This is a genomic window from Quisquiliibacterium transsilvanicum, from assembly GCF_014202215.1.
Lineage (GTDB): Bacteria > Pseudomonadota > Gammaproteobacteria > Burkholderiales > Burkholderiaceae_E > Quisquiliibacterium > Quisquiliibacterium transsilvanicum.
Genome location: NZ_JACHGB010000002.1, coordinates 60991 through 83920 on the forward strand (window position 1 = coordinate 60991; position 22930 = coordinate 83920).

The 22930-nt window shown below is 69.7% G+C and carries 20 protein-coding genes; 5 read left to right on the forward strand and 15 right to left on the reverse strand.

The genetic code is table 11. The features are described from left to right. The 3 genes from HNQ70_RS03710 to HNQ70_RS20075 all read right to left on the reverse strand — a co-directional run bounded on the left by HNQ70_RS03710 (position 1) and on the right by HNQ70_RS20075 (position 2698). Complete coding sequence (locus HNQ70_RS03710; RefSeq protein ID WP_183964426.1) at positions 1 to 882, reverse strand: BPSS1780 family membrane protein; 882 nt, start codon at positions 880 to 882, stop codon at positions 1 to 3. Positions 883 to 894: 12 nt separating this feature from the next. After that, positions 895 to 1848 carry a homoserine kinase gene (locus HNQ70_RS03715; RefSeq protein WP_183964428.1) on the reverse strand — a complete coding sequence of 318 codons (954 nt, stop codon included), beginning with the start codon at positions 1846 to 1848 and terminating at the stop codon, positions 895 to 897. Between the two features lie 115 nt (positions 1849 to 1963). Next, positions 1964 to 2698: an LOG family protein gene (locus tag HNQ70_RS20075; protein WP_183964430.1), complete on the reverse strand. Its 735-nt coding sequence runs from the start codon at positions 2696 to 2698 to the stop codon at positions 1964 to 1966. On the opposite strand from HNQ70_RS20075, the gene polA reads away from it, so the two are divergent. Both polA and HNQ70_RS03730 read left to right on the forward strand, forming a co-directional pair. Beyond that, entirely contained in the window at positions 2697 to 5519 is a 2823-nt protein-coding gene (gene polA, locus HNQ70_RS03725) for a DNA polymerase I (protein WP_183964432.1), read from the forward strand. The genes HNQ70_RS20075 and polA overlap by 2 nt on opposite strands. A gap of 61 nt (positions 5520 to 5580) precedes the next feature. After that, positions 5581 to 6363 carry a ZIP family metal transporter gene (locus tag HNQ70_RS03730; protein ID WP_343060625.1) on the forward strand — a complete coding sequence of 261 codons (783 nt, stop codon included), beginning with the start codon at positions 5581 to 5583 and terminating at the stop codon, positions 6361 to 6363. A 5-nt stretch (positions 6364 to 6368) separates the two neighbouring features. Here the strand turns inward: HNQ70_RS03730 and HNQ70_RS03735 are convergent, their stop codons facing one another. The 9 genes from HNQ70_RS03735 to HNQ70_RS03775 form a co-directional block, all read right to left on the reverse strand. After that, the gene (locus tag HNQ70_RS03735) at positions 6369 to 6740 is read right to left on the reverse strand and encodes a hypothetical protein (RefSeq protein ID WP_183964434.1); all 372 of its coding nucleotides are present in this window, start codon (positions 6738 to 6740) and stop codon (positions 6369 to 6371) included. Positions 6741 to 6838: 98 nt separating this feature from the next. Then, positions 6839 to 9973: an efflux RND transporter permease subunit gene (locus HNQ70_RS03740; RefSeq protein ID WP_183964436.1), complete on the reverse strand. Its 3135-nt coding sequence runs from the start codon at positions 9971 to 9973 to the stop codon at positions 6839 to 6841. Positions 9974 to 9992: 19 nt separating this feature from the next. Then, a complete protein-coding gene (locus tag HNQ70_RS03745; protein WP_183964438.1) occupies positions 9993 to 11099 on the reverse strand; it encodes an efflux RND transporter periplasmic adaptor subunit in 1107 nt (368 codons plus the stop codon). Beyond that, entirely contained in the window at positions 11096 to 11674 is a 579-nt protein-coding gene (locus tag HNQ70_RS03750; protein WP_183964440.1) for a hypothetical protein, read from the reverse strand. The genes HNQ70_RS03745 and HNQ70_RS03750 overlap by 4 nt, the downstream gene beginning before the upstream one ends. Continuing rightward, on the reverse strand, positions 11671 to 12855 hold the full coding sequence (locus tag HNQ70_RS03755; protein ID WP_246434687.1) for a TolC family protein: 1185 nt from the start codon (positions 12853 to 12855) through the stop codon (positions 11671 to 11673). Before HNQ70_RS03755 ends, HNQ70_RS03750 begins: the two co-directional genes overlap by 4 nt. A 35-nt stretch (positions 12856 to 12890) precedes the next feature. After that, positions 12891 to 13400 (reverse strand): cupredoxin domain-containing protein, encoded by a 510-nt coding sequence (locus HNQ70_RS03760; protein ID WP_183964442.1) that lies wholly within the window; start codon positions 13398 to 13400, stop codon positions 12891 to 12893. A gap of 109 nt (positions 13401 to 13509) precedes the next feature. Then, positions 13510 to 13758: an SHOCT domain-containing protein gene (locus HNQ70_RS03765; RefSeq protein WP_183964444.1), complete on the reverse strand. Its 249-nt coding sequence runs from the start codon at positions 13756 to 13758 to the stop codon at positions 13510 to 13512. Positions 13759 to 13914: 156 nt separating this feature from the next. Then, entirely contained in the window at positions 13915 to 15294 is a 1380-nt protein-coding gene (locus HNQ70_RS03770) for a heavy metal sensor histidine kinase (RefSeq protein ID WP_183964445.1), read from the reverse strand. Next, on the reverse strand, positions 15291 to 15971 hold the full coding sequence (locus HNQ70_RS03775) for a heavy metal response regulator transcription factor (RefSeq protein WP_183964446.1): 681 nt from the start codon (positions 15969 to 15971) through the stop codon (positions 15291 to 15293). Before HNQ70_RS03775 ends, HNQ70_RS03770 begins: the two co-directional genes overlap by 4 nt. Positions 15972 to 16217: 246 nt before the next feature. Between HNQ70_RS03775 and HNQ70_RS03780 the strand changes: the two genes are divergently transcribed. Continuing rightward, on the forward strand, positions 16218 to 18428 hold the full coding sequence (locus HNQ70_RS03780) for a copper-transporting P-type ATPase (protein ID WP_183964447.1): 2211 nt from the start codon (positions 16218 to 16220) through the stop codon (positions 18426 to 18428). Positions 18429 to 18537: 109 nt separating this feature from the next. On the opposite strand, the gene HNQ70_RS03785 is transcribed toward HNQ70_RS03780, so the two are convergent. Genes HNQ70_RS03785 through HNQ70_RS03795 form a run of 3 tightly spaced genes read right to left on the reverse strand, consistent with a single transcriptional unit; the run spans position 18538 to position 21465 of the window. After that, entirely contained in the window at positions 18538 to 19386 is an 849-nt protein-coding gene (locus HNQ70_RS03785; protein ID WP_183964448.1) for a sulfurtransferase, read from the reverse strand. 31 nt (positions 19387 to 19417) lie between these two features. Next, complete coding sequence (locus HNQ70_RS03790) at positions 19418 to 20314, reverse strand: DMT family transporter (protein ID WP_183964449.1); 897 nt, start codon at positions 20312 to 20314, stop codon at positions 19418 to 19420. Positions 20315 to 20337: 23 nt separating this feature from the next. Further along, a complete protein-coding gene (locus HNQ70_RS03795; RefSeq protein ID WP_183964450.1) occupies positions 20338 to 21465 on the reverse strand; it encodes an aromatic ring-hydroxylating oxygenase subunit alpha in 1128 nt (375 codons plus the stop codon). Positions 21466 to 21717: 252 nt separating this feature from the next. On the opposite strand from HNQ70_RS03795, the gene HNQ70_RS03800 reads away from it, so the two are divergent. Continuing rightward, positions 21718 to 21996: an exodeoxyribonuclease VII small subunit gene (locus HNQ70_RS03800; RefSeq protein WP_183964452.1), complete on the forward strand. Its 279-nt coding sequence runs from the start codon at positions 21718 to 21720 to the stop codon at positions 21994 to 21996. Continuing rightward, positions 21986 to 22930, forward strand: coding sequence for a polyprenyl synthetase family protein (locus tag HNQ70_RS03805; RefSeq protein WP_183965442.1), 945 nt, complete (start codon positions 21986 to 21988; stop codon positions 22928 to 22930). Before HNQ70_RS03800 ends, HNQ70_RS03805 begins: the two co-directional genes overlap by 11 nt.

A 22930-nucleotide genomic window follows, 5' to 3' on the forward strand; every position in this document is an offset into this window, starting at 1 on the left:
TCAGTGCGGCCCGCGCTCCGCCGCAGCCGGCTCGTTGTCGGGCAGCACCGCGTCGCGGTAGGTGGGCCACAGCGAGCACAGCAGCGCTCCGGTCATCACCAGCGACACCGGCGACAGCACGAAGAACGCGAGCATGCTCGAGTCCTCGCCGAACACCGACTCGAGCATTCGGAAAATCAGCGACACCGCGAGCGCCACCGCGAACCACGTCAGGCCGAACTGCACGAAGGCCCAGCGGTTGCGCCAGGTGGCGACGAAGCTGAAGAACATCGCCTTGCGCGGCGGCACGCTGTGCCAGGCCACGAACAGCGGCGCATACCAGAGCGCCATCTGCACCGGGATGTAGAGCACCAGGAACAGCGCGGGGGCGAGCAGCATCGATGCATCGGGCACCGGCACTTCGGGTACGCCCGGGGTGCCGGGCACGCCAGGCACGCCGGGCGCACCTGGCACCTCGGACGTGCCGGACGTGCCGGCGCCTTCAGGCGCCGGCGTCGACAGCATGCCCGGGTCCGGGAGCCCGCCGACCAGCATCGAGACGATGGCAAGCGCCGCCATCGATGCCAGCACGTTGGTCAGGCCGAGCAGCAGCAGCGGCTTGACCGCCCGCCCGCCGTCCTCCTGGATCGCGGCCAGCAGCATTTTCGGCGATGGCCGATCGCCGCGGTCGACCGCGCGCACCGCGCGCATCAGGCCGACCAGCAGCAGCGGGGTGCCCAGCGCCCAGACGAAGGGCCCGAGCGGGATCGCTGAACTCACGCCCAGCAGGAACATGCAGATCACCACGAGCAGCAGCAGCGGCACCGGTTGCCGGCGCAGCAGTCGGAAGCCTTCGACCACCCAGCGGCGGCCGGCGGAGGCGGGGAGGAGGGAAACCTGCATCGCGTGCCCTTTTCAGTCGAGCGCCGGGACGCCGGCGCGGCGGGCGCGTAGGATGCGCTCGAAGTGGGCGGGATCCTTGGGCGTCACCATTTCGGCCGGACGCGGCAGGTGCAGGTCGTACAGCCGCGACAGCCAGAAGCGCAGCGCCGCGGCCCTCAGCATCATCGGCCAGGCCGCGCGTTCCTCGGGGGCCGGCCGGCGCACGCCCGCGTAGGCCTGCAGCAGCGCGGCGAGCCGGGCGGGGTCGAAGCCGCCGCTTGCGTCGTCGATGCACCAGTCGTTGCAGGTCACCGCGAGATCGAACAGCCAGGTGTCGCGGCCGGCGAAGTAGAAGTCGATGATGCCGCCGAGCCGTCCGTCCTCGAACAGCGCGTTGTCGCGGAACAGGTCGGCATGCACCGCGCTGCCGGGCAGGGCTGCGCAAGCTGTCGATCCGGCGAAGGCCTCCTGCGCAGTCAGCTCGTCGCGCAGCAGCCGTGCCTGCGCTGCTGCCAGGAAGGGCAGCACGCGCGGCGTCGCCTCCTGCCACCAGGCCAGGCCGCGCAGGTTCGGCTGGCGACCGTCGTAGTCGGCGGCCGCAAGGTGCATCCTGGCGAGGGTGGCGCCGATCTGGGCGCACTGCTCGGCGCCCGGGTGCATCTCGGAGCGCCCGCGCAGCCGGGTGACCAGCGCGGCGGGCTTGCCGTTGAGGCTGCGCAGCGCAGCGCCGTCGCGGCCGGGCACCGGGTCGGGACACGGGATGCCAGCCGCCGCCAGGTGGTGCATCAGGCCGAGGTAGAAGGGCAGCTGCTCCGCGTCCAGCCGCTCGAAGAGCGTCAGCACGTAGCGGCCGCGTTCGGTGTCGACGAAGAAATTGCTGTTCTCGATGCCCGAGGCGATGCCCTCGAAGGCCAGGAGGCTGCCGAGCTCGTAGTGCCCGAGCCATTGCTCGAGCTGTTCGCGGGTTACCGGCGTGAAGACGGCCATGGAGTGGCGCTGCAGCAGCGAAAAGACGGCGAAAAGGGAGGGCGGAACCGCAAACGGAACCGCCAGCAATGCGGCGCGCGCAGGATAGCAGACCGCGCGCCGCCGCCGCCGGCCCTCAGAGGTAGAGCATCACCTCGTTCTCGGTCGGGGTGGGCTCGAAGCCGCGCGCTTCGTAGAAATCGAAAATCGCCTCGACCGCCTCGGCGGGATCGTCGACCAGCCGGATCAGCTCGAGATCGCCGGCGGAGATCAGGCCGTTGTCGAGCATCGCGCTGCGGATCCAGTCGAGCAGCCCGCGCCAGTGCGCGGAGTCGATCAGGATCACCGGGATGCGCCGGCCCATTCCGGTCTGAGACAGCGTGAGCACCTCGGCAAGCTCATCGAGCGTGCCGAAGCCGCCGGGCACCGCGACGAAGGCCGACGCGTACTTCGCGAACGCCACCTTGCGCGCGAAGAAGTGGCGGAAGTTCAGCGCAATGTCCTGGTATTCGTTGCCGCTTTGCTCGTGCGGCAGCTGGATGTTGAGTCCGACCGAGGGCGAGGCACCCGCATGGGCGCCCTTGTTCGCCGCCTCCATGATGCCGGGGCCGCCGCCCGAGATGACCGCGAAGCCTGCGTCGGAGAGCCGGCGCGCGAGATCCACGGTCAGTTCGTACCAGCGGTGGCCCGGGCCGATGCGGGCGCTGCCGAAGATCGAGACCGCCGGCCGGATCTCCGCGAGCCGCTCCGTCGCCTCGACGAACTCTGAGATAATTCCCAGGATATGCCACGACTCACGCGCCTTCAGCGAGGTCGAGCGCTCGGGGCTCCTGATCCCGCGCAATTGCGGCACGTTCTTGGTGCTGGACATGACTGACAAAACGCTCCTGCTGGTCGATGGCTCGAGCTTCCTGTATCGCGCATTCCACGCGCTTCCCGACCTCAGGAACAGGGAGGGCGAGCCCACCGGTGCGATCTACGGAATCGTGGCGATGCTACGGCGTCTGCGCTCGGACATCAAACTGGGCGGCGGCGCGAGCCATGGTGCGGTGGTCTTCGACGCGCCCGGCCCGACCTTCCGCGACGAGTGGTATCCGGAGTACAAGGCCAATCGCAAGGCCATGCCGGAGGATCTCGCCCGGCAGATCCCCCTGATCCACGAGATCGTGCGCGCGATGGGCTGGCCGCTGGTGATGATCGAGGGCATCGAGGCCGACGACGTCATCGGCACGCTGGCCGGGCAGGCGCACCGCCGGCAGATGGACACCGTCGTCTCCACCGGGGACAAGGACCTGGCGCAGCTGGTCGGCGACCACGTCATTCTCATCAACACGATGACCACGCGCGGCGGCACGCCCGAGCGGCTGGACCGCGAGGGCGTGATCGCCAAGTTCGGCGTGCCGCCCGAGCGCATCGTCGACTACCTCTCGCTGGTTGGCGACACCGTGGACAACGTTCCCGGAGTCGACAAGGTCGGCCCCAAGACCGCAGTGAAGTGGCTTGAGCAGTACGGCTCGCTCGACGGCGTGATCGAGGCTGCCGGCAGCATCGGCGGCGCGGTGGGCGAGAACCTGCGCCGCGCGCTGGACTGGCTGCCGCTGGCCCGGCGACTGGTCACCGTAAAGACCGACTGCGACCTCTCGTCGCACCTGGGCTCGCTCGATGAGCTCGACCTGCTCCCGGAGGACCGCGAGCGGCTGCGCGAGCTGTTCGAGCGCTGCGGCTTTCGCAGCTGGCTGGCCGAGCTGGGCGGCAAGGGCGCGGATGCTTCGCGCGGCGCAGGCGGCGCCGCGCCGGCGCAGGCGCCGCAAGCCGCTGCCGCAGCGTCTGGAGATTCCGCAGCGTCAGCGCAGGCGGACGCCGCCGCAGCGCCCGCTGCCGTCGTGCCGCCCGAGTACGAGACGGTGCTCACCGAGGCGCAGCTGGAGCGCTGGCTCGCGCTGCTCGCCGACGCCGAGCTCGTTTCGGTCGACACCGAGACCACGTCGCTCGATCCCATGGCCGCGGAACTGGTCGGCATCTCGCTGTCGCTCGAGCCGGGCAGCGCCTGCTACATCCCGCTGGCCCACCGCTATGCAGGCGCGCCGGACCAGCTGCCGCGCGAACGGGTGCTCGAGCGGATGCGCGCCTGGCTGGAGGATCCGGCCAGGCACAAGGTCGGCCAGAACCTGAAGTACGACGCGCACGTCTTCGAGAACCACGGCGTGCGGCTGAAGGGAATCGAGCACGACACCCTGCTCGAGTCCTACGTGCTCGAGGCGCACCGCAGCCACGACATGGATTCGCTTGCGCGCCGCCACCTCGAGCGCACCACCATCACCTACGACGAGGTGACCGGCAAGGGCGCGAGCCGCATCCCCTTCGACCAGGTGGGAATCGAGCAGGCGTCGCGCTATGCGGCCGAGGACGCAGACGTGACCATGCACCTGCACCGGGTGCTCTACCCGCAGGTGGCGGCCGACCCCAAGCTCGACTACGTGTACGCGACCATCGAGATCCCCGCCTGCAGGGTGCTGCAGCGCATGGAGCGTCACGGGGTGCTGGTCGACGGCGCGCTGCTGGCCCGGCAGTCCGAGGAGCTCGGTCATCGCATGCTCGAGATCGAGGCCCGGGCCTACGAAGTGGCGGGCCAGCCCTTCAACCTGAATTCCCCCAAGCAGCTCGGCGAGATCCTGTTCCAGCGGCTCGGCCTGCCAGTGGTCAAGAAGACCGCGAGCGGCGCACCCTCCACCGACGAGGAGGTGCTGGCGAAGCTGGCCGAGGACTATCCGCTGCCGCGCGTGGTGCTCGACTACCGCGCCCTGGCGAAGCTGAAGTCCACGTATACCGACAAGCTGCCGAAGATGGTCAACCCGCGCACCGGCCGGGTGCACACCAGCTACTCGCAGGCGGTGGCGGTGACCGGGCGGCTGGCCTCGAGCGACCCCAACCTGCAGAACATCCCGGTGCGCACGCCCGAGGGCCGGCGCATCCGCGAAGCCTTCATCGCGCCAGAAGGCTCGAGCATCGTGTCGGCCGACTACTCGCAGATCGAGCTGCGCATCATGGCCCACCTGTCGGGCGACGAGAGCCTGCTGCGCGCCTTCGCCGAGGGGCTCGATGTGCACCGCGCCACTGCCGGCGAGATCTTCGGCGTCACCCCCGCCGAAGTCAGTTCCGAGCAGCGCCGCTACGCGAAGGTGATCAACTTCGGGCTGATCTACGGGATGAGCGCCTTCGGCCTGGCTGGCAACCTCGGCATCGAGCGCGACGCGGCGAAGAACTACATCGACCGCTATTTCGCCCGCTATCCCGGCGTCAAGCGCTACATGGACGAGACGCGCGAACTGGCCCGCGCCCAGGGCTGGGTGGAGACCGTGTTCGGCCGCCGCCTCTGGCTCGCCGAGATCGCCAGCCCCAGCGGGCCGCGCCGGCAGGCGGCCGAGCGCGCTGCGATCAACGCCCCGATGCAGGGCACTGCGGCCGACCTGATCAAGCTGGCGATGATCCGCGTGCAGGACTGGCTCGAGCGCGAGCGCATGGAGTCGCGGCTGGTGATGCAGGTGCACGACGAGCTGGTGCTCGAGGTGCCGGATGCCGAGCTCGATCGCGTGAAGGCCGAGCTGCCGGAACTGATGACCGGCGTCGCCAGCCTCAGGGTGCCGCTCGAAGTCGAGGTGGGCGTCGGGCCCAACTGGGAGCGCGCGCACTGATGTCCCAGATTTCCCGCGGCCGCCTGGCGGCCCGCACTGCAGTTCCGCACCGGAGCCTTTCGTGACCCTCGCCCTGATCGTCGCCGCCACCCTGCTGACCGGGCTGGCGAGCATCCTCGCGGCCGCCTGGATCTCGATGCGCCTGCTCGCGGGCGCGATCCAGCGGCTGGTCAGCCTGTCGGCCGGCCTGCTGCTGGCCACTGCCACCTTGCACATGATCCCCGAGGCGATCGAGTCCGGCGCCGACCTGCACAGGCTGACCGCCACGCTGCTGGCCGGCCTGATCGGTTTCTTTGCGCTGGAGAAGCTCGCGGTGCTGCGGCACAGCCACCACTACGAGGGCGATGGGCATGCGCATCACCACGGGCATGACCGCGACGAGGCCGGGCCGGGGGGCACGCTGATTCTGGTGGGCGACACCATCCACAATTTCACCGACGGCGTGCTGATCGCCGCGGCCTTCCTGGCGGACCCGCGCCTGGGCATCGTGACCACGATTGCGATCGCCGCCCACGAGCTGCCCCAGGAGATCGGCGACTTCATCGTGCTGCTGAACGCGGGCTACACCCGGCAGCGCGCGCTCTTCTTCAATGCGCTGTCCAGCCTCTCCGGGGTGCTGGGCGGTCTGATCGGTTATTTCGCGCTCGACAGCGCGCAGGGAGCGGTCCCCTACGTGCTGATGCTGGCCAGCGCAAGCTTCGTCTACATCGCGCTGGCCGACCTGGTGCCCGACCTGCACCGGCAGACCCGCCAGCGGCTCAACGGCTGGGCCAGCCAGTTCGCGCTGATGCTGACGGGGGTGGCGGTGATCGCGGTGCTGACGGGGATGCTGCACCAGCACTGAAGGCGTCAGGGCATGGCGAAGCGCAGCGTCACCGGTGTGTCGCCAGTGCCCCTGATCATCGCCACCACCTTGGCGCCCTTGCCCACCCGGACATTCGTCGCCTGGAGCCTGTTGGCGCCCGCCGGTTTCAGTTCGGATTCGGTCTTCTCGGTTCCGTTGAGCACGGTCAGCTTTCCGCTCAGCCTGCTGGAATCGGCAGGCTTGCCATGGTCGACGACGTACATCGCGACGCCGTCCTGCCCCGCGACCAGCTCGAACTGAAGGTCCGCTGCGGTCTGCACCACTCCGCCGTGCACTGCCGTTGCGGGACCGTGGGCCGAGGCGCCGGCAGTGAACAAGGCCAGCGAGGCGGACAGGGCGACGAGCAGCTTTTTCATGGTGATCTCCAGCGTTGCAGGGGGCGCTGCGCCGCTGCCGGCGCGCGTCGGTTCAGTCATGGCAGGGGGTGCGCCGCTGCCCGCGTGCGTCGGTTCAGTCAGAGCGCCTCGGGTCGGGCGTCGGCCGGCTGGCCCGCCTGCGGCGTCTGCAGCAGGCGATCGGTCGCCTTGCGGCCGAACTTCAGGTACATCACCGGCGTGAGCAGGGTGTCCAGCAGCGTCGAGCTGACCAGGCCGCCGAAGATGACGACCGCCACGGGATGGAGGATTTCCTTGCCGGGGGCGTCGGCCGACAGCAGCAGCGGGGTCAGTGCGAGGGCTGCGACCAGGGCCGTCATGAGCACCGGCGTGAGTCGCTCGAGCGAGCCGCGGATCACCATGGCCTCGCCGAAGCGCTCGTCCTCGAGTCGGCAGAGATTGATGTAGTGGCTGACCTTCAGGATGCCGTTGCGCGAGGCGATGCCGGCCAGCGTGATGAAGCCCACCATCGATGCGACCGACAGCGTCAGCCCCGCGAGCCACATCGCCGCCACGCTGCCGATCAGTGCCAGCGGAATGTTCGCCATGATGATGGCGGCCAGGGTGGCGGACCGGTAGCGCGAGTAGAGCACCAGGAAGACCAGGCTCAGCGACATGAGCGACAGCAGCGCGATGAGCTTCATTGCCTCTTCCTGCGCCTGGAACTGGCCTTCGAGGCTGACGAAGTTGCCCGGCGGCATCGGCGCGCGGCCGATGACCGCGCGGATGTCGGTGATGATCCGGCCCATGTCGGAGCCGTCGGTGTTGGCGTAGACCACCAGGCGGCGGCGTCCGTTCTCCCTGCCGATCTGGTTTGGTCCGTCCGCTTCCTCGATCGTCCCGATCGCCGACACCGGCAGGCGTCCCGCAGGCGTGTCGATCAGCGTGCGCGCCAGGTCCTGCGGGCTTCGCGCGGCGTCCGGAAGACGCAGCACCAGGTCGTAGCGGCGCTGGCCCTCGACGATCTGGGCGGCCCGGAACCCGTCGGTCAAGGCCTGCAGGGCCCGGGTCGCCTCGCCGGGCGACAGCCCCGCCTGCGCGAGCTTGCGATGATCCAGGCGAACGGTGATCTGCGGAATCAGGACCTGCTTCTCGACCGTGACATCCACGAGGCCCGGAACCGTGGACAGTCCCTGTCGCATCTGCTCTGCCAGGCTGCGCAGCGTGTCGGTGTCGTCGCCGAAGATCTTCACCGCGACCTGGGCGCGAACCCCCGAGAGCAGGTGGTCGAGACGATGCGAGATCGGCTGGCCCACCGCAACCTGGGCCGGCAGCACCGAAAGCTTCTCGCGGATGTCCGCCATGATCCGTTCGCGGCCACGGTCGCTGCGCTTCAGGTCGATCTCGATTTCCGATGCGTGCACGCCTTCGGCGTGTTCGTCCAGTTCCGCCCGTCCGGTGCGTCGGCCGACCTGGGTCACTTCGGGCACCTCCCCGATGAGCTGCTCGGCGAGTGCGCCCATCCGATTTGCGTCGGCGAGCGAGGTGCCGGGATTGAACAGCACCCCCACCACCATCGATCCCTCGTTGAACGCGGGCAGGAAAGCGCGCGGCAACAGCGGCACCGTGGCCGCTGCGGCCGCCACCGCGATCAGCGCCGCCACGATCAGCATCGTGCCCCTGCGAAACGACCAGACGAGCAGCCGGCGGTCCCAGCGCTTGAGCAAGGCAACCAGCGGGCTGTCGCCGTGGCCAAGACGTTTCATCCGGGGCAGCAGCCAGGAGGACAGGGCGGGGGTCACCGTCATCGAGACGAGCATCGAGGCCAGGACCGACACGATGTAGGCGATCCCCAGAGGCGTGAACAGCCGGCCCTCGATGCCTGGCAGAGCGAACAGCGGGACGAACACCAGCACGACGATGACGGTTGCGTAGACGATGCCCGAGCGCACCTCGACGCTCGCGCGCCGCACCACCTCGAGCACCGGCAGGGGGTGGGGCAGGGATCGGTTCTGGCGCAGGCGGCGCAGGATGTTCTCGACGTCCACCACCGCGTCATCGACCAGTTCTCCGACTGCGATGGCCAGTCCGCCCAGCGTCATCACGTTGATCGACTGTCCGAGCAGCTTGAAGACGAGTGCAGTGGCGGCGAGCGACAGCGGGATCGCCAGCAGCGAGATCAGCGTGGTGCGCGCCGACAGCAGGAAGGCGAACAGCACGATGGCCACCATGACGGCGCCATCCCGGAGGGCCTCGCTGACGTTGCGCACCGAGGCCTGGATGAAATCCGCCTGCCGGAACAGCACCCTGGGCTCGCTCAGGCCGGCCGGACGTGCGCGGCCGAGATCCGCAAGCGCCGCCTCGACGTCCCTGGACACCCTGGCCGTATCCGCGGCGGGCTGCTTCTGGATGCTGAGCACGACCGCCGGCACGCCGTTGTAGCCCGCGTCACCCCGCTTCAGTCCGGCAGCGAATTCAACGCGCGCCACCTGCTCGAGCAGGATGGGCCGGCCATCGCGCCAGGCCACTGCAAGACCCTGGAGGTCCTCGATCCGGTGGGTTCGGGCGAGATGGCGGATCAGGTATTCGCGGCTGTTGAGATCGATGAAGCCGCCGCCGGCATTCGAGGCGAAGCCGCGCAGCGCCTCCTGGACCTGGGCCAGCGACACACCGAACTGCGCCATCCGGGCTGTGTCGGGCTCGACCCGCAACTGCCGCACCTCGCCGCCGATCGGGATGACCTGGGACACGCCCGGGATGGCCAGCAGCCGAGGCCGGAGCACGAAGTCCGCATAATCGCGCGCCTGCATCGGGGTGGCCGCCTGGGCGCCCGCCTCGAGGGGCAGCGCCAGCAGCATGATCTCGCCCATGATCGACGAGACCGGGCCCATTGAGGGGATCACCCCGTCGGGCAGCTGCCCGCGGACCATCGCCATGCGCTCCGCGACCAGCTGGCGGTTGCGGTAGACGTCCGTGCCCCAGTCGAACTCTGCGTAGACGATGGACAGGCCCACTCCGGAGACCGATCGAACCCGCGTCACGCCTGGCATGCCGTTGAGCGCGGTCTCCAGCGGATAACTGACCAGCAGCTCCACCTCCTCCGGGGCCATGCCGCCGGCCTCGGTCATCACCGTGACCATGGGTTTGTTGAGGTCCGGGAAGACGTCCACCGGCGTGCGCCAGGCGGTGATCGCTCCGAAGGCCATCAGGATCGCGGCCAGCGCGAGGACGAAAAGGCGATGGTGCAGGCTGAAGCGAACGATCCAGTCGAACATGAGGTTTTCCGGCGCGGCCTCAGCGGATCTGCGCGAGCAGGGGGGCGGCCTGGACCACCACGCGATTGTCCGCGCCCAGTCCCTGCGTGACGACGATGGTGCGGGCATCCAGCACGTGGAAGCGCACCGGCTGCGCGACGTAGCGCTCGGCGCCCGCCTTCACCCAGACCACCGGCTCGTTGGCCGGGCTGCGCGTGAGCGCCTGGGCAGGGAGAACGATGCCCCTGACCTTCTCCTTCAGGGATGCCACCACCGTCACCGGCTGGCCGATGGCCAGCGGCAGCGCTTCGCGCGTCGAAACCCGAAAGGTAAGCGGCAGCACGCCTTCGCGCAGCGCCGGGGCGGTTCCGACCAGCCGCAGCTGGGTGTCGGGAAGGCCGCCCAGGGTCGCTCCGCCCAGCCTGGAGCCGAGCGACACGTCCGTGGTCGTGGCCACGACGAGCGCGCGGGCCGGGTCCAACACCTCGAACAGAACGTCCCTGGGCTCGGCCACCTGGCCGGCCAGCGCATCGGCCCGGGAGACGACGCCGGAGAGGGGCGCGAGCAGCCGCTCGGTGGTGGCGAGGCCTGCCTTGATTGCCTTCGAACGTGCTGCCAGGCTCTCGACTTCCGCCCGCGCGGCCTGGACCTCCTTGCGCGGGACGGTGCCTGAGAGCGACTCCAGCCGGTCCACGCGGCCGAGCGCCAGGCGATGGCTGCTGCGCAGCTCGGCCAGCGTGGCTTGCCGGGTTGCGATCTCCAGCGGATCGGCGTTGTGGACGACGACTGCCAGCAGCTCACCCTTGCGAACCCGTTGTCCTGCGATGGGCAGCCCATTGGGGCCCGGCTGGATCCTTCCGCCGTTGAGCGTCTGCACGCGCCCGCCTGCGTTCGGATCGAGAACGACCTGGCCAGGAAGTTCGACGGTCGCGGCCGCTTCGCCTTCCCTGGCAAGAATGGTCCGCAGCCCCAGCCTGCGCTGCGCCGGCATCGGGACATGGACGCTGCCGTCCGGCAGGCGAGCCGGGCGGTCAGGCAGGGAGGAGACAGGTGCGTCCAGGTGCTCGCCGTCGGGCCCGTGGGCGCCGGGCGCGGCTTGGGCGATCGAGGCCAGCGCAATGCAGGCTAGGGCAAGGAGCTTCTTCATCGGCGACTCTCCAAGGGTCTGCGACGGCGCAGGTAGAGCGCGCCCGCGCCCGCAGCGCCGACGGCAAGGAGGCCCGACAGCGCGAGGACCGCCGACGGGACCGAACTGTCCTTCGGGCCTGGGCCGTGTTCCCCGGCCGCGACGGTGAGACTTGCGGTGAGCAGGTCGGCCTCGCTTCCCGATGCCACCGTGGCGACGACGGTGTGGGTGCCGGGTTGCGACAGCGCCTCGAGGAACGCCTCGTCGCGCACCGCGTAGCTGCCCTGGTCGGCCTGGTACCGGGCCACGGTCTTGAGCGAGCCGGTCTCGACCTCGACGCTTGCGTCGAGGACGGGTTCGCCGGTCGCGAACCGGTTGATGTAGAGGACGAGGGCGTCCCCCTGGCGGCGGGCCACCAGCTCGAAGCTTTCCGTCACAGCCTCGATCCTGGGCGCACCTCCGGCCGGTTCGACGGCAAGCGCGCCACGGGACGCGTCGTCATGGGGTTCGTCGCCGTGCGCGAAGGACGGCACGGACAGGCTGGACAGCGCAATCGCGACGAGCGCCCGATGGAGAGAGGATCGGTCGAGGGTCAAGGGGCAATTCCAAGAGTCTGTTCAAGCCGCGCTGCCGCCCGGCCGAGCGCGGCGTGCTGGCGCAGCAGGGATGCGTCGGCCTCGGCAGCGGCCGTCAGCGCACGCAGCGTTTCCGGCAGCGAAGTCTCTCCCGCCTGGAACGATTTCTCGATCAGCCGCAAGCGCTCGCGAAGCAGCCTGGCGCGCCTGTCCTGGTCAGCCAGCTGCCGGCGCGCCGCATCGACGGCCGCATGGGCGGCGAGCTGGTCTGCCTCGAGCTGGCGACGGAGTTCCTGCTCCCGGGCTTGCGCAAGCTCCAGGTCGGCCAGCGCCGCTGCGAGCATCGGCTCGTTGCGTGCCGCCGTGCCCAGCGGAATGCGCAGGGCCAGGCCGATTCCATGGGTGTTGGGTTCGGGGCCGCGCGAGACTTCCTGGCGGACCCGGGTGCTGAGCACCGGCGCGTCCCGATTCGATGCCCTGACGAATTCCAGGCGCTTTCGGGCGAGCTCGATGGCCAGGGCCGCCAGGCGAAGTTCGGGGTGTTCGTCGTTCGTGACTGCCGGTGCAGCCGCATCAGGTACCTGGGGCAGGGGGGCTTCAGTCAGGCCCGTCAACGCTGTCCACCGGACCCGCGCGGCGTGCAGGTCCAACTGGGCCTGAGTCAGGGCTGCGGTCGCGGCGAGCCGTTCGGCATCGACCGCCAGGAGGTCTGCGGGCGCCAGATCCCCGGCGTCGACCCGTCGTGACACGTCGCGGGTCAGCGCGTCGAGACCTGCATTGCGAGCCTCGGCGGCAGCCAGCTCGGCCCGGCGCAGGTCGATTTCCCAGGCCGCCTCGCGCACCAGGCCGGCGAGCCGCAGCCGGCCTGCCGCGGACGCCTCGGCAGCCACCGCGTTGCCGGCTTCCGCGGCGCCGATCCTGGCGGAGCGCTGGCCGGGCAGCCAGAGGGGAAGGGCGATGCCCAGCTCGGTCTCGCGGCTGCTCTCGTGGCTTTGCTGCCGGTTGCCCAGCACGCCGATCTCCAGCGCAGGCGGCGCCGCCAGCAGGGCCGATGCGGCCGAGCGTTCGGCGACCGCTCGGCGCGCCTGGCCGGCCGCTTCGGCCGAACGCGCGCTGCGAGCCCATGCCGCGTCGACTGCCTGCGCGAGCGTCGGCGTCGCCTGCTGCGCCCCTGCCGGCGCAGGCATCGCCGTCACGATCATCGAAAGGAGCAGCGCCGCGAGGAAGCCGCCAGAACTCACTCGACGACCACCTTGCCGGACATCCCGGCCTCGAAGTGGCCGGGAAGCAGGCACGCGAACTGGAACTCGCCCGCCCTGGTGAACTGCCAGACCACTTCGCCCTGCGCACCGGGCTGCACGTGCGTCATCTGGGGCTCGTCATGCTCCATGCCGGGGAACTTCCTCATCGCATCGGCATGACGCCGCAGCAGGTCGGGAGTGCCCAGCACAAGTTCGTGCAGCACCTTGCCCTTGTTCGCCACCTTCAGGCGCACCGTCTCGCCGCTCTTTGCCCTGAAAGTGGCAGGCGTGAAGCGCATGTCGTCGGTCATGTCGATCTCGATGGTCCGTGCCGCGCTTGCCGGGTCTCCGGCGCGGCCGAAGGGGGTGTCGACGACCCTTGACGCGTCATGGCGAGGGGAGGTCGTGGCGTGATCCGATCCACCGTGGGCAAGGACGGCGGGTGCGGCCAGCGTCGCGGTGAGGGCGAGGGCGAGCAGCGCGAGTCCGTGTGTCAGCGGCTTCATGTCTTTCCGATGCAGCGTGAGGGCGGGCGCTCGCCCGCATGAGGGGTTGCGCCGATGGGCGCGAGCGGAAACGCAGGTCCGGGTCCAGGACGGGTCGCCGGGTGCCGGCTCAGGAGAGGAGGTCGCGCTTCTTCTGTTCGAACTCGTCCTTGTCGATCTCGCCGCGCGCGTACCGCTTCTTGAGGACGTCGAGTGCGGACTCCTCCTGCGGCGGCGTCGATCTGCCGTCGTTCCTGAGCGATCGTGCCAGGACCGCGATGCCGAGCCCGATCAGGACCAGCCAAAGCAGGCCGTGCGCCATGCCCATGATTCCGTAGCCCATGCCCCAGCCGCCTTCGTACATGCCGCCCCACATCATTTCGCTCCCTCGAGGGTCGTGTCGAAGCAGATGCTACGGGGCTGCTGCTGTCGGTCCCCTGACGTCCAGATTACCGATGCGTAATGGAAGGGAAGGGCGAAGGGCGCGGCGTCGGAGCAGTCGGCCCGGAGGGTCGGGCGGGCAGCGTGAGTCCGGTCAGGCGGGCAGCCTGAAGCCGATCGTGTTGCCCTCTGGCCCGGATCGTGCGAAGACCTCGCCGCGGTGCATTTCCACGATCGCCTTCACGATCGCCAGCCCGAGGCCATGGCTCATTCCCAGGCGACTGCGCGCGGTGTCGGCGCGGTAGAAGCGGTCGAAGATCCGGGCGCGCACCACTTCCGGGATCGGAGCGCCAGGGTTGATCACCTCGACGATCCCGAGGCCGTTCTCGAGCCGCAGGCGAATGACGATCAAGTTGCCGGCGCTGGTCTGCTTGATTGCGTTCGACACCAGGTTGGAGAGCGCGCGCCGGATCAGGCCGGCATTGCACCGAACCCGGGCCTCACCCTCGATCGACACGTTCAGGCCGCTGTCGGACAGGAGCGCGTCGTAGTACTCGACGGTCTTGCGCGCCTGCGCCGACAGTTCTACCTGCGCTGCGTCGGGGGCCTCATCGCCCTGGTCCGCGCGCGCGAGGAACAGCATGTCGTTGACCATGGTCTTGAGCTGTCCGAGTTCCTCGAGCTGGTCGGTCAGCGTCTCGCGCATCGTCTCCGGTGATCGTGCGTCGCCGAGGGTGACCTCCGCGGCGTTGATCAGCGTGGCGAGAGGCGTTCGAAGCTCGTGCGCCACGTCCGCGTTGAACGACTCCATCTTCCGATAGGCCGTCTCGACGCGGTCCAGGGTTTCGTTGAAGCCGCGCGCGAGATCCTCGAGTTCAGCGTCGACGTCCTGCGTGTCCAGGCGCAGCGACAGCGACGCGGGGGCGATCCGGGCGGCCTGCTCGGAGAGCCTGCGCGCCGGAGCAAGGCCGCGGCCGGTGGCCCAGAATGCCAGCGTCACGATGAGCAGCACACCGCCCGCGCAGACGAGCCAGACCAGCAGGCGGTAGTTCTCGAGCAGGCGCAGGCGCGGATGGATCTCGATCGTGACGAGCATCCGGTCGAGCGGAAGCTTGCCGGGGTGCAGCACCGTTCGCCGCACGCCCTCGAGCAGCACGCCCTCGTCCGTGATCAGCCTGAGGAATTCCCCGTCGCTCTCCAGTTCCGCGGGCAGGCTGCCCGGGCCCAGCACGATCTCGCCTTCACTGGACAACAGCCAGACGCGCAGGGTGTCGTGGGCGATCAGCGCGTCACTGATGTGATGCCTGAGCGCGACGAGGTCACCGCTTCGCGCCGCTTCCTCGATGTAATGGCTGACCAGCATCTCCTTGCCGTGCAGCTCGTCGCGGTCCGCGCGGGCGAGCTCCTCGGCCAGCGACAGGTAGAGGGTGCCGCCAGCGATGGCCAGAACCACGGCGCCGATGGCCCCAAGCGCAAGGGTCAGCCGCGCGCGGATCGAGCGTGCGACGACCTTGCCGGTCCGCCAGCGGCTCACTGGCGCAGCTCCAGCACGTAGCCCATGCCGCGCACGGTGTGCAGGAGCTTGATCGGGAAGGGATCGTCAAGCTTGGCGCGCAACCTGCGAATCGCGACCTCGATGACGTTGGTGTCGCTGTCGAAGTTCATGTCCCATACCTGCTCTGCGAGCGTGGTCCGGGACAGGATCTGCCCCTGCCGGCGCAGCAGCAGGCTCAGCAACGTGAACTCCTTGGCCGTCAGGTCCAGCCGCTGGCCACCGCGATGCGCCTTGCGGCTCGCCAGGTCGAGTTCCAGGTCGGCCAGGTGCAGGTGCAGCGGATCGCCTGCGCCGGCCGCGCCGCCGCGGCGCAGGACGGCCTGGATTCGCGCGAGAAGTTCCGAGAATGCAAACGGCTTGACCAGGTAGTCGTCCGCGCCCGCCCGCAGGCCGCGCACCCGGTCTTCGACCTTGTCGCGCGCAGTCAGCATCAGCACCGGTGTGTTCTTGTGCCGGCGCAACTGCTCGAGGACCGAGAAACCGTCGATTCCCGGAATCATCACGTCCAGCAGGATCAGGTCGTACTCGCCCTCGAGGGCCATGTGGCGGCCGTCGATTCCGTCCGGCGAAACGTCGACCACGTAGCCGTTCTCGGCCAGGCCCTTCTGCAGGTAGGCCGCCAGGCGGCGCTCGTCTTCGATGATCAGAATTCGCACGGCTGCTCCGATGGGACAGGCGGGAGCGTTATACACCGGAGCTTCCCGGGCGGGCGAGTGCGGCAGTCCGATGCGCGGCCTGATGCCGTCCAGGTGCCGTCCAGATGACCGAAGCGTAATGCTGCGGTCAGGATCGTGTTGCCTTCTGCGCGGAAAATGCTTGAATGATCCAGGGGCGCCCGTCGGCGATGCCCGACCGGGCGGGGTTCGTGTCGGCCCCGCGTCGGCGCACCAGCGGAGAGACCGATGGAAAACCACTCGCATCATCATGGCGCAGGCCATGCGCCTCATCCGCCAGCCGCAGTTGCGCCGGCTGCCGCGCAGGCGCCCGGGCCGCTCCAGGCGAGGTCAGGCGGCGCGACGATCTACACCTGCCCGATGCATCCGCAGATCCGTCAGGACCGGCCCGGCAACTGTCCGATCTGCGGCATGGCGCTCGAACCGCTCCTGCCTGGCCTGGAGGATGACGACAATCCGGAGCTGCGCGATTTTTCCAGGCGGTTCTGGTGGACGCTGCCGCTGACGGTGCTCGTCACCGTGCTGGCCATGGTCGGGCACCGGTACGGCGATTTTTCGGCGCAAGCGCGCTCATGGACCGAACTCCTCCTTTCGGCGCCGGTGGTGCTGTGGGCCGCCTGGCCGTTCTTCAAGCGGTGCGTGCAGTCGATCGGGAATCGCAGTCCGAACATGTGGACGCTGATCGGGCTCGGGGTTGCGGCAGCGTTCGTCTACAGCGTGGCTGCGACCCTCGCACCGGGATGGTTCCCCGAGTCCTTCCAGGCCCATGGCAGGGTTGCGGTCTACTTCGAAGCGGCAGTCGTCATCGTGTCCCTCACGCTGCTGGGCCAGATCCTCGAACTGAAGGCGCGCGGCCAGACCTCGGCCGCGATCAAGGCGCTGCTGGGGCTCGCGCCCAAGACCGCGAGGCGGATCAATCCCGACGGGAGCGAGGAGGACGTTCCGCTCGCCCACGTCCATGTCGGCGACGTCCTGCGGGTCCGGCCCGGAGAGAAGGTGCCGGCCGACGGCGTGGTGCTCGATGGCGAGAGCTCGGTGGATGAAGCGATGCTCACCGGCGAACCGATCCCGGTCGGCAAGCGCAGCGGTGACAAGCTGATCGGCGCCACGCTGAACACCAGCGGCGCGCTGACGATGAGGGCGGAGCGGGTCGGTGCGGAAACCATGCTGTCGCAGATCGTCGGCATGGTCGCCCAGGCGCAGCGCTCGCGAGCGCCGATGCAGCGCATGGCAGACCAGGTCGCGGGCTGGTTCGTGCTGGCGGTCATCGCGATCGCCGTGCTCACCTTTCTCGTCTGGGGCTTGCTGGGGCCCGAGCCTGCCTGGGTGTACGCGACGCTCAACGCGCTCGCCGTGCTGATCATCGCCTGCCCGTGCGCGCTCGGACTCGCTACGCCGATGTCCATCATGGTGGCGACCGGCAGCGCCGCTACACGGGGAATCCTGTTCCGGGACGCCGCAGCGATCGAATCGTTCCGGAAGATCGACACTCTGGTCGTCGACAAGACCGGAACGCTGACCGAAGGGCGGCCCGCCTTCGACAGGGCGATTCCCGCGCCCGGCAGAACCGAGGAGGAGGTTTTGCGCATTGCCGCGAGCCTCGATCAGGGGTCCGAGCATCCGCTCGCGCAGGCAATCGTTGCCGAGGCCCGCCGGCGCGGGATTTCGCTGTCTGCGCCTGAGACCTTCGAGTCGGCCAGCGGGATCGGCGTGCGTGGCACGGTGGAGGGGCGGCACGTGGCGTTGGGCAATACCGCGCTGATGGATGACGAGCGTCTGGCGTGGCAGCCGATGTCCTCGGATGCCGAGGCCCTGCGGGAGCAGGGCGCGAGCGTGATGTATCTGGCGGTCGATGGCGAACTCGCCGGGCTGCTGTCGGTCGCCGATCCGGTCAAGGACACCACTGCCGAAGCGCTGCGGCTTCTGCACGATGCCGGTCTGCGAATCGTCATGGCAACCGGCGATGGCTGGACGACGGCGCGTGCGGTTGCCGCCCGGCTCGGCATCGACGAGGTTCACGGCGAAGTTCGGCCAGCCGACAAGGTGGCGCTGGTCGAGCGGCTCCAGGCCGAGGGAAGGCGCGTCGCGATGGCCGGCGACGGAATCAACGATGCGCCGGCACTGGCGCGCGCGGACGTCGGCATCGCGATGGGAACCGGCACTGACGTGGCCATGAATGCGGGCCACGTCACGCTGGTCAAGGGCGATCTCCGGTCGATCGCGCAGGCGCGCATCGTCTCGGAGCAGACGGTGCGCAACATGCGGCAGAACCTGCTCTTCGCGCTCGTCTACAACGCGCTCGGGGTGCCGATCGCCGCCGGGGTGCTCTATCCGGTGTTCGGCTGGCTGCTGTCACCGCTGATCGCGGCGCTGGCGATGAGCTTCAGTTCCGTCTCGGTCGTGGGCAACGCATTGCGCCTGGGGCGCAGCTTTCGCTGAGGTGCAGACGTCCACCGGCGCTCAGCAGCGCCCACCGGAACTCGGCAGCGTCCACAGGAGCTCAGCATCATTCACCAGCGCTCACCAGGCTCCACCCGCGTCGGGCGGATCAGGGCGTCGCGCCGCGCGCCACCGGACGCGCCGGGTCGGCGCACCACTCGCTCCACGAACCGGGGTACAGCGCGCCGCCGGGGAGCCCCGCGAGTTCCATCGCCAGCAGGTTGTGGCAGGCGGTCACGCCCGAGCCGCAATGATGGACCAGCGACGTCGGCGGCCGGCCCGCCAGCAGCGACTCGAATTCCTGCCGCAGCACCGGCGCCGGCTTGAAGCGGCCGTCCGGGCGCAGGTTCAGCTGGAAGGGGCGGTTGACCGCACCGGGGATGTGACCGGCGACCGGGTCCAGCGGCTCCACCTCGCCGCGGTAGCGCTCGGGTGCGCGCGCATCGACGACCAACCGGTCCCCGCCAGCCAGGTTGCCCAGCACCGTGGCCGCATCGACCTCGGCCACCAGCGAGGCACCAGCGGCGAAGCTGCCCTGGCGCTGCGGTGCGGGCTCTGTGCTCAACGGGAAGCCGGCACGCGTCCAGGCTTCGATTCCGCCGTCGAGCACCGCCACCTTTCGGTGGCCCAGCCAGCGCGCCAGCCACCAGACGCGCACCGCGAACATCCCGCCCTGGCCGTCGTAGGCGACCAGCTGCCGGCCGGCGTCCAGCCCGGCGGCGCGCAGCTTCGCTGCCAGGGTCTCGCGGTCGGGCAGCGGATGGCGGCCGTTGCTGCCGGTCTTCGGGCCGGCCAGGTCGAGGTCCTGGTGCAGGAAGCTCGCGCCGGGAATGTGTCCTGCGGCATAGGCGGCGGGGCCGACCGCGGGGTCGAGCAGATCGTGACGGGCGTCGATCACAGTGCAGTGGTCGATCGCTTCGGCGAGTTCGTCGGCGGAGATCAGGGTGGTCCAGGTCATCGGGGTCCCACGAAGGAGGTCGAAGGGCTATTCAGGCCGGCGCCGGGCGCTCGCGCGTCGCGGCGGCCGCCGAGCCCGCCGACGAGATCCGGGTGGCGACCGCCCCGCTGACCACGATCAGCAGGATGCCGGCGAACTCGATCCACTCGAAGCGGTCGTCGAAGACGACCCAGCCGATCACGGTGGCGAAGATCACCCCCAGGTATTGCAGGTTGGCGGTGAGCAGCGTGCGGCCCCTGCCGAAGGCGCGGGTCATCATCATCTGGCCGGCAGAGGCGAGCGTGCCGATCAGCAGCAGCGGCCCGACGTTGCGCCACTCGAGCGGATGCCAGCCCGTGGTGACCGTGGCCGCGATCCCGCCGAACACGATGTTGGTCACCGCGAACCAGAAGACCACGACCCAGTCGGGCTCGCCTAGGCGGCTCAGGGTGCGCACCTGCAGGTAGACCACCGCGGCCAGCATTCCGGAGAACAGACCGACCATCAGCACGCCCGCCTGGTCATGCTCGATCGCAGGCCGCAGGATCATCAGCACGCCGACGAAACTGGCCGCGATCGCCAGGTAGAGCCAGCCGCGCAGCGGCGCCGTGCGTCCGTGCCACCAGCCCGCCGCCGCCACCGCGATCGCGATGAACAGCGGCGAGGTGTAGTTCAGCGTCACCGAGGTGGCCAGCGGCAGCACCGAGAAGGTGCTGAACCAGCAGGTCATCGCAGTGGTGCCGACCAGCGAGCGGGTGGCATGCAGGCCCGGGCGGGAGGTGCGCACGCTGCGCCCGCTGGCGAAGATCCATGCGCCCATCAGCAGCGCCGAGACCAGGCCGCGGAAGAACACGATCTCGAAGGCCGAATGCCAGGCCGAGACATGCTTGATCACCGCACCCATCACCGAGAACGCCAGCGCGGCGCCCACCATCCACAGCGACTGCAATCAGGGTCTCCCGCCGGCGCGGCTCATCCGGTGAGCCTGTCGCCCGGCGCGTCGAAGTCCATCCGGCGACGGTAGAACTCGTGGAAGTGCTGCATGCCGTCTTCCATCGGGCTCTGGTAGGGACCCACTTCCGACACCCCGCGCTCGAGCAGCGCCCGGCGCCCGGCGTCCATGCGCAGCGCGATCTCGTCGTCCTCGATGCAGGTCTCCATGTAGGCGGCCCGCTCGGCCTCGACGAACTCGCGCTCGAACAGCGCGATGTCCTCGGGGTAGTAGAACTCGACGATGTTGGTGGTGTGCTGCGGGCCGCGCGGCACCAGCGTGGAGATCACCAGCACGTGCGGATACCACTCAACCATGACGTTGGGGAAGTAGGTGAGCCAGATGGCGCCGTGGTCCGGCACCTTGCCTTCGCCGTAGCGCAGCACCTGCTCCTGCCAGCGCCGGTAGGCGGGCGAGCCGGGGCGGCGCAGTCCCTGGTGGATGCCCACTGTCTGCACCGAGTACCAGTCGCCGAAGTTCCAGCGCAGATCGCTGCAGGACACGAAGTGGCCCAGCCCCGGATGGAAGGGCTCGACGTGATAGTCCTCCAGGTAGACCTCGATGAAGGTCTTCCAGTTGTACTGGCATTCATGGACTTCGACGTGGTCGAGCAGATAGCCGCTGAAGTCGAGCTCGCGCTCCAGGCCGACGCCGGCCAGGTCGGCGGCCACGTCGCGGCGGCCCTCGAACAGCAGCCCGCGCCAGTTCTGCAGCGGAGTGCTGTCCAGCTTCACGCAGGGCTGCTCGTCGAAGTGCGGCGCGCCGAGCAGCTCGCCCTTCAGGTCGTAGGTCCAGCGGTGCACCGGGCAGACGATGTTCTGCGCATTGCCGCGGCCGTTGAGCATGATCGCCTGGCGGTGCCGGCAGACGTTGGAGAGCAGCTCCAGCCCTTCGTCGGCGGCGCGCACGAGGACGCGCCCCTCCCGCTCGGCGGGCAGGGCGTAGTAGTCGCCGGCCTCGGGCACCATCACCTGGTGGCCGACATAGCCGGGGCCATTCCTGAACAGCACCTCGAGCTCGCGCCTGAACAGCGCGTCGTCGAAGTAGACGGAGACGGGAAGCTGCGCGCGCGAACGCGCCAGAAGTTCACGCCGACCCAGATCCGACATCCCAAACCTCCCGGGCAAGCAAGCCGAAAAGCCGAACCAAGTCTGCTGGCGGCCATTCCCGCTGCGGGCAGGATCGGCCGGCCGATCGACAAAGGGGCGAAGGATACCCCAAACCGCTCCCCGGGGCATTGATCGACGGCACCCCGGCGGCGGGGGCGGCAGCGCATCGCGCCCCGGCCGGTGGGCAGGGCTTTTCGGCTGTAAAATCAGAATGTTGCCGCGCTTGGTCGCGGCTTGGCACGGAAGCCCTACATGGTCAGGAAAGCAGGCGGCGCGCCGGTCGAAGAGGCGCAGCCGTCGCCCGCGCCCTCCTTCGAGGACGCCATCGGCGAGCTGGAGCGGCTGGTCGAGCGCATGGAGAGCGGTTCGCTGTCGCTCGAGGATTCGCTGGCCGCCTATCGGCGCGGCGCTGAACTGGCCGCCTTCTGCAGGAAGTCGCTCGCCGGCGTCCAGCAGCAGGTGAAAGTGCTGGAGGGCGAGCTGCTGCGCCCCTTCGAGGGCGGCGCGGCCGCTGATGCCGATGAAGCCTGAGGCTGCGGCGCGCGCCGTTGCGCCGGTCCCCGCGGATTCCGGGCTTTCCTTCGAGCGCTGGTGCGCGCAGCAGGCGCAGCGCGCCGAGGCAGCGCTGGGGCGCGTGCTGCCGCCCGCCGACGCGCCGCCCGCGCGCCTGCACGAGGCGATGCGCTACGCGGTCCTGGGCGGCGGCAAGCGGGTGCGTCCGCTGCTCGTTTATGCGGCCGGCGAGGCCGCGGGGGCGCCCGTCGAGGCCCTGGATGCTGCGGGCGCGGCCGTCGAGCTGATCCATGCCTATTCGCTGGTACATGACGACATGCCCTGCATGGACGACGACGCGCTGCGCAGGGGCAAGCCCACGGTGCACGTTGCCTATGGCGAGGCGACCGCGATGCTGGTGGGCGATGCGCTGCAGGCGCTGGCCTTCGAGGCGGTCTGCGCTGCGCTCGAGGCCGGCGCGCCCGCGGACGGCGTGGCGCGGATGAGCGCCGAGCTGGCGCGCGCCGCCGGCTCGCTGGGCATGGCCGGTGGCCAGGCGATCGACCTCGACTCCGTGGGGCGCCGCCTGGACCTGGCGGCGCTCGAGGACATGCACCGCCGCAAGACCGGCGCAATGCTGCGCGTCTCGGTCCGGCTGGGGGCGCTCTGCGGCCCGCCGGCCGCGCCCGAGCGCATCGAAGCGCTGACCCGCTACGGCGAGGCGGTCGGCCTGGCCTTCCAGGTGGTCGACGACATCCTGGACGTCGAGGGCGACGCGGTCACGCTGGGCAAGACCGCCGGTAAGGACAGCGCCAACGACAAGCCCACCTACGTCTCGCTGCTCGGCGTCGCCGAGTCGCGGCGGATGGCGGACGCGCTGCTCGAGCAGGCCCGCGCGGCCCTCGCACCCCTGGGGCCGGGCGCGCGCCGGCTGCGCGAGCTCGCCGAGCTCATCGTCCTGCGGAGTTCCTGA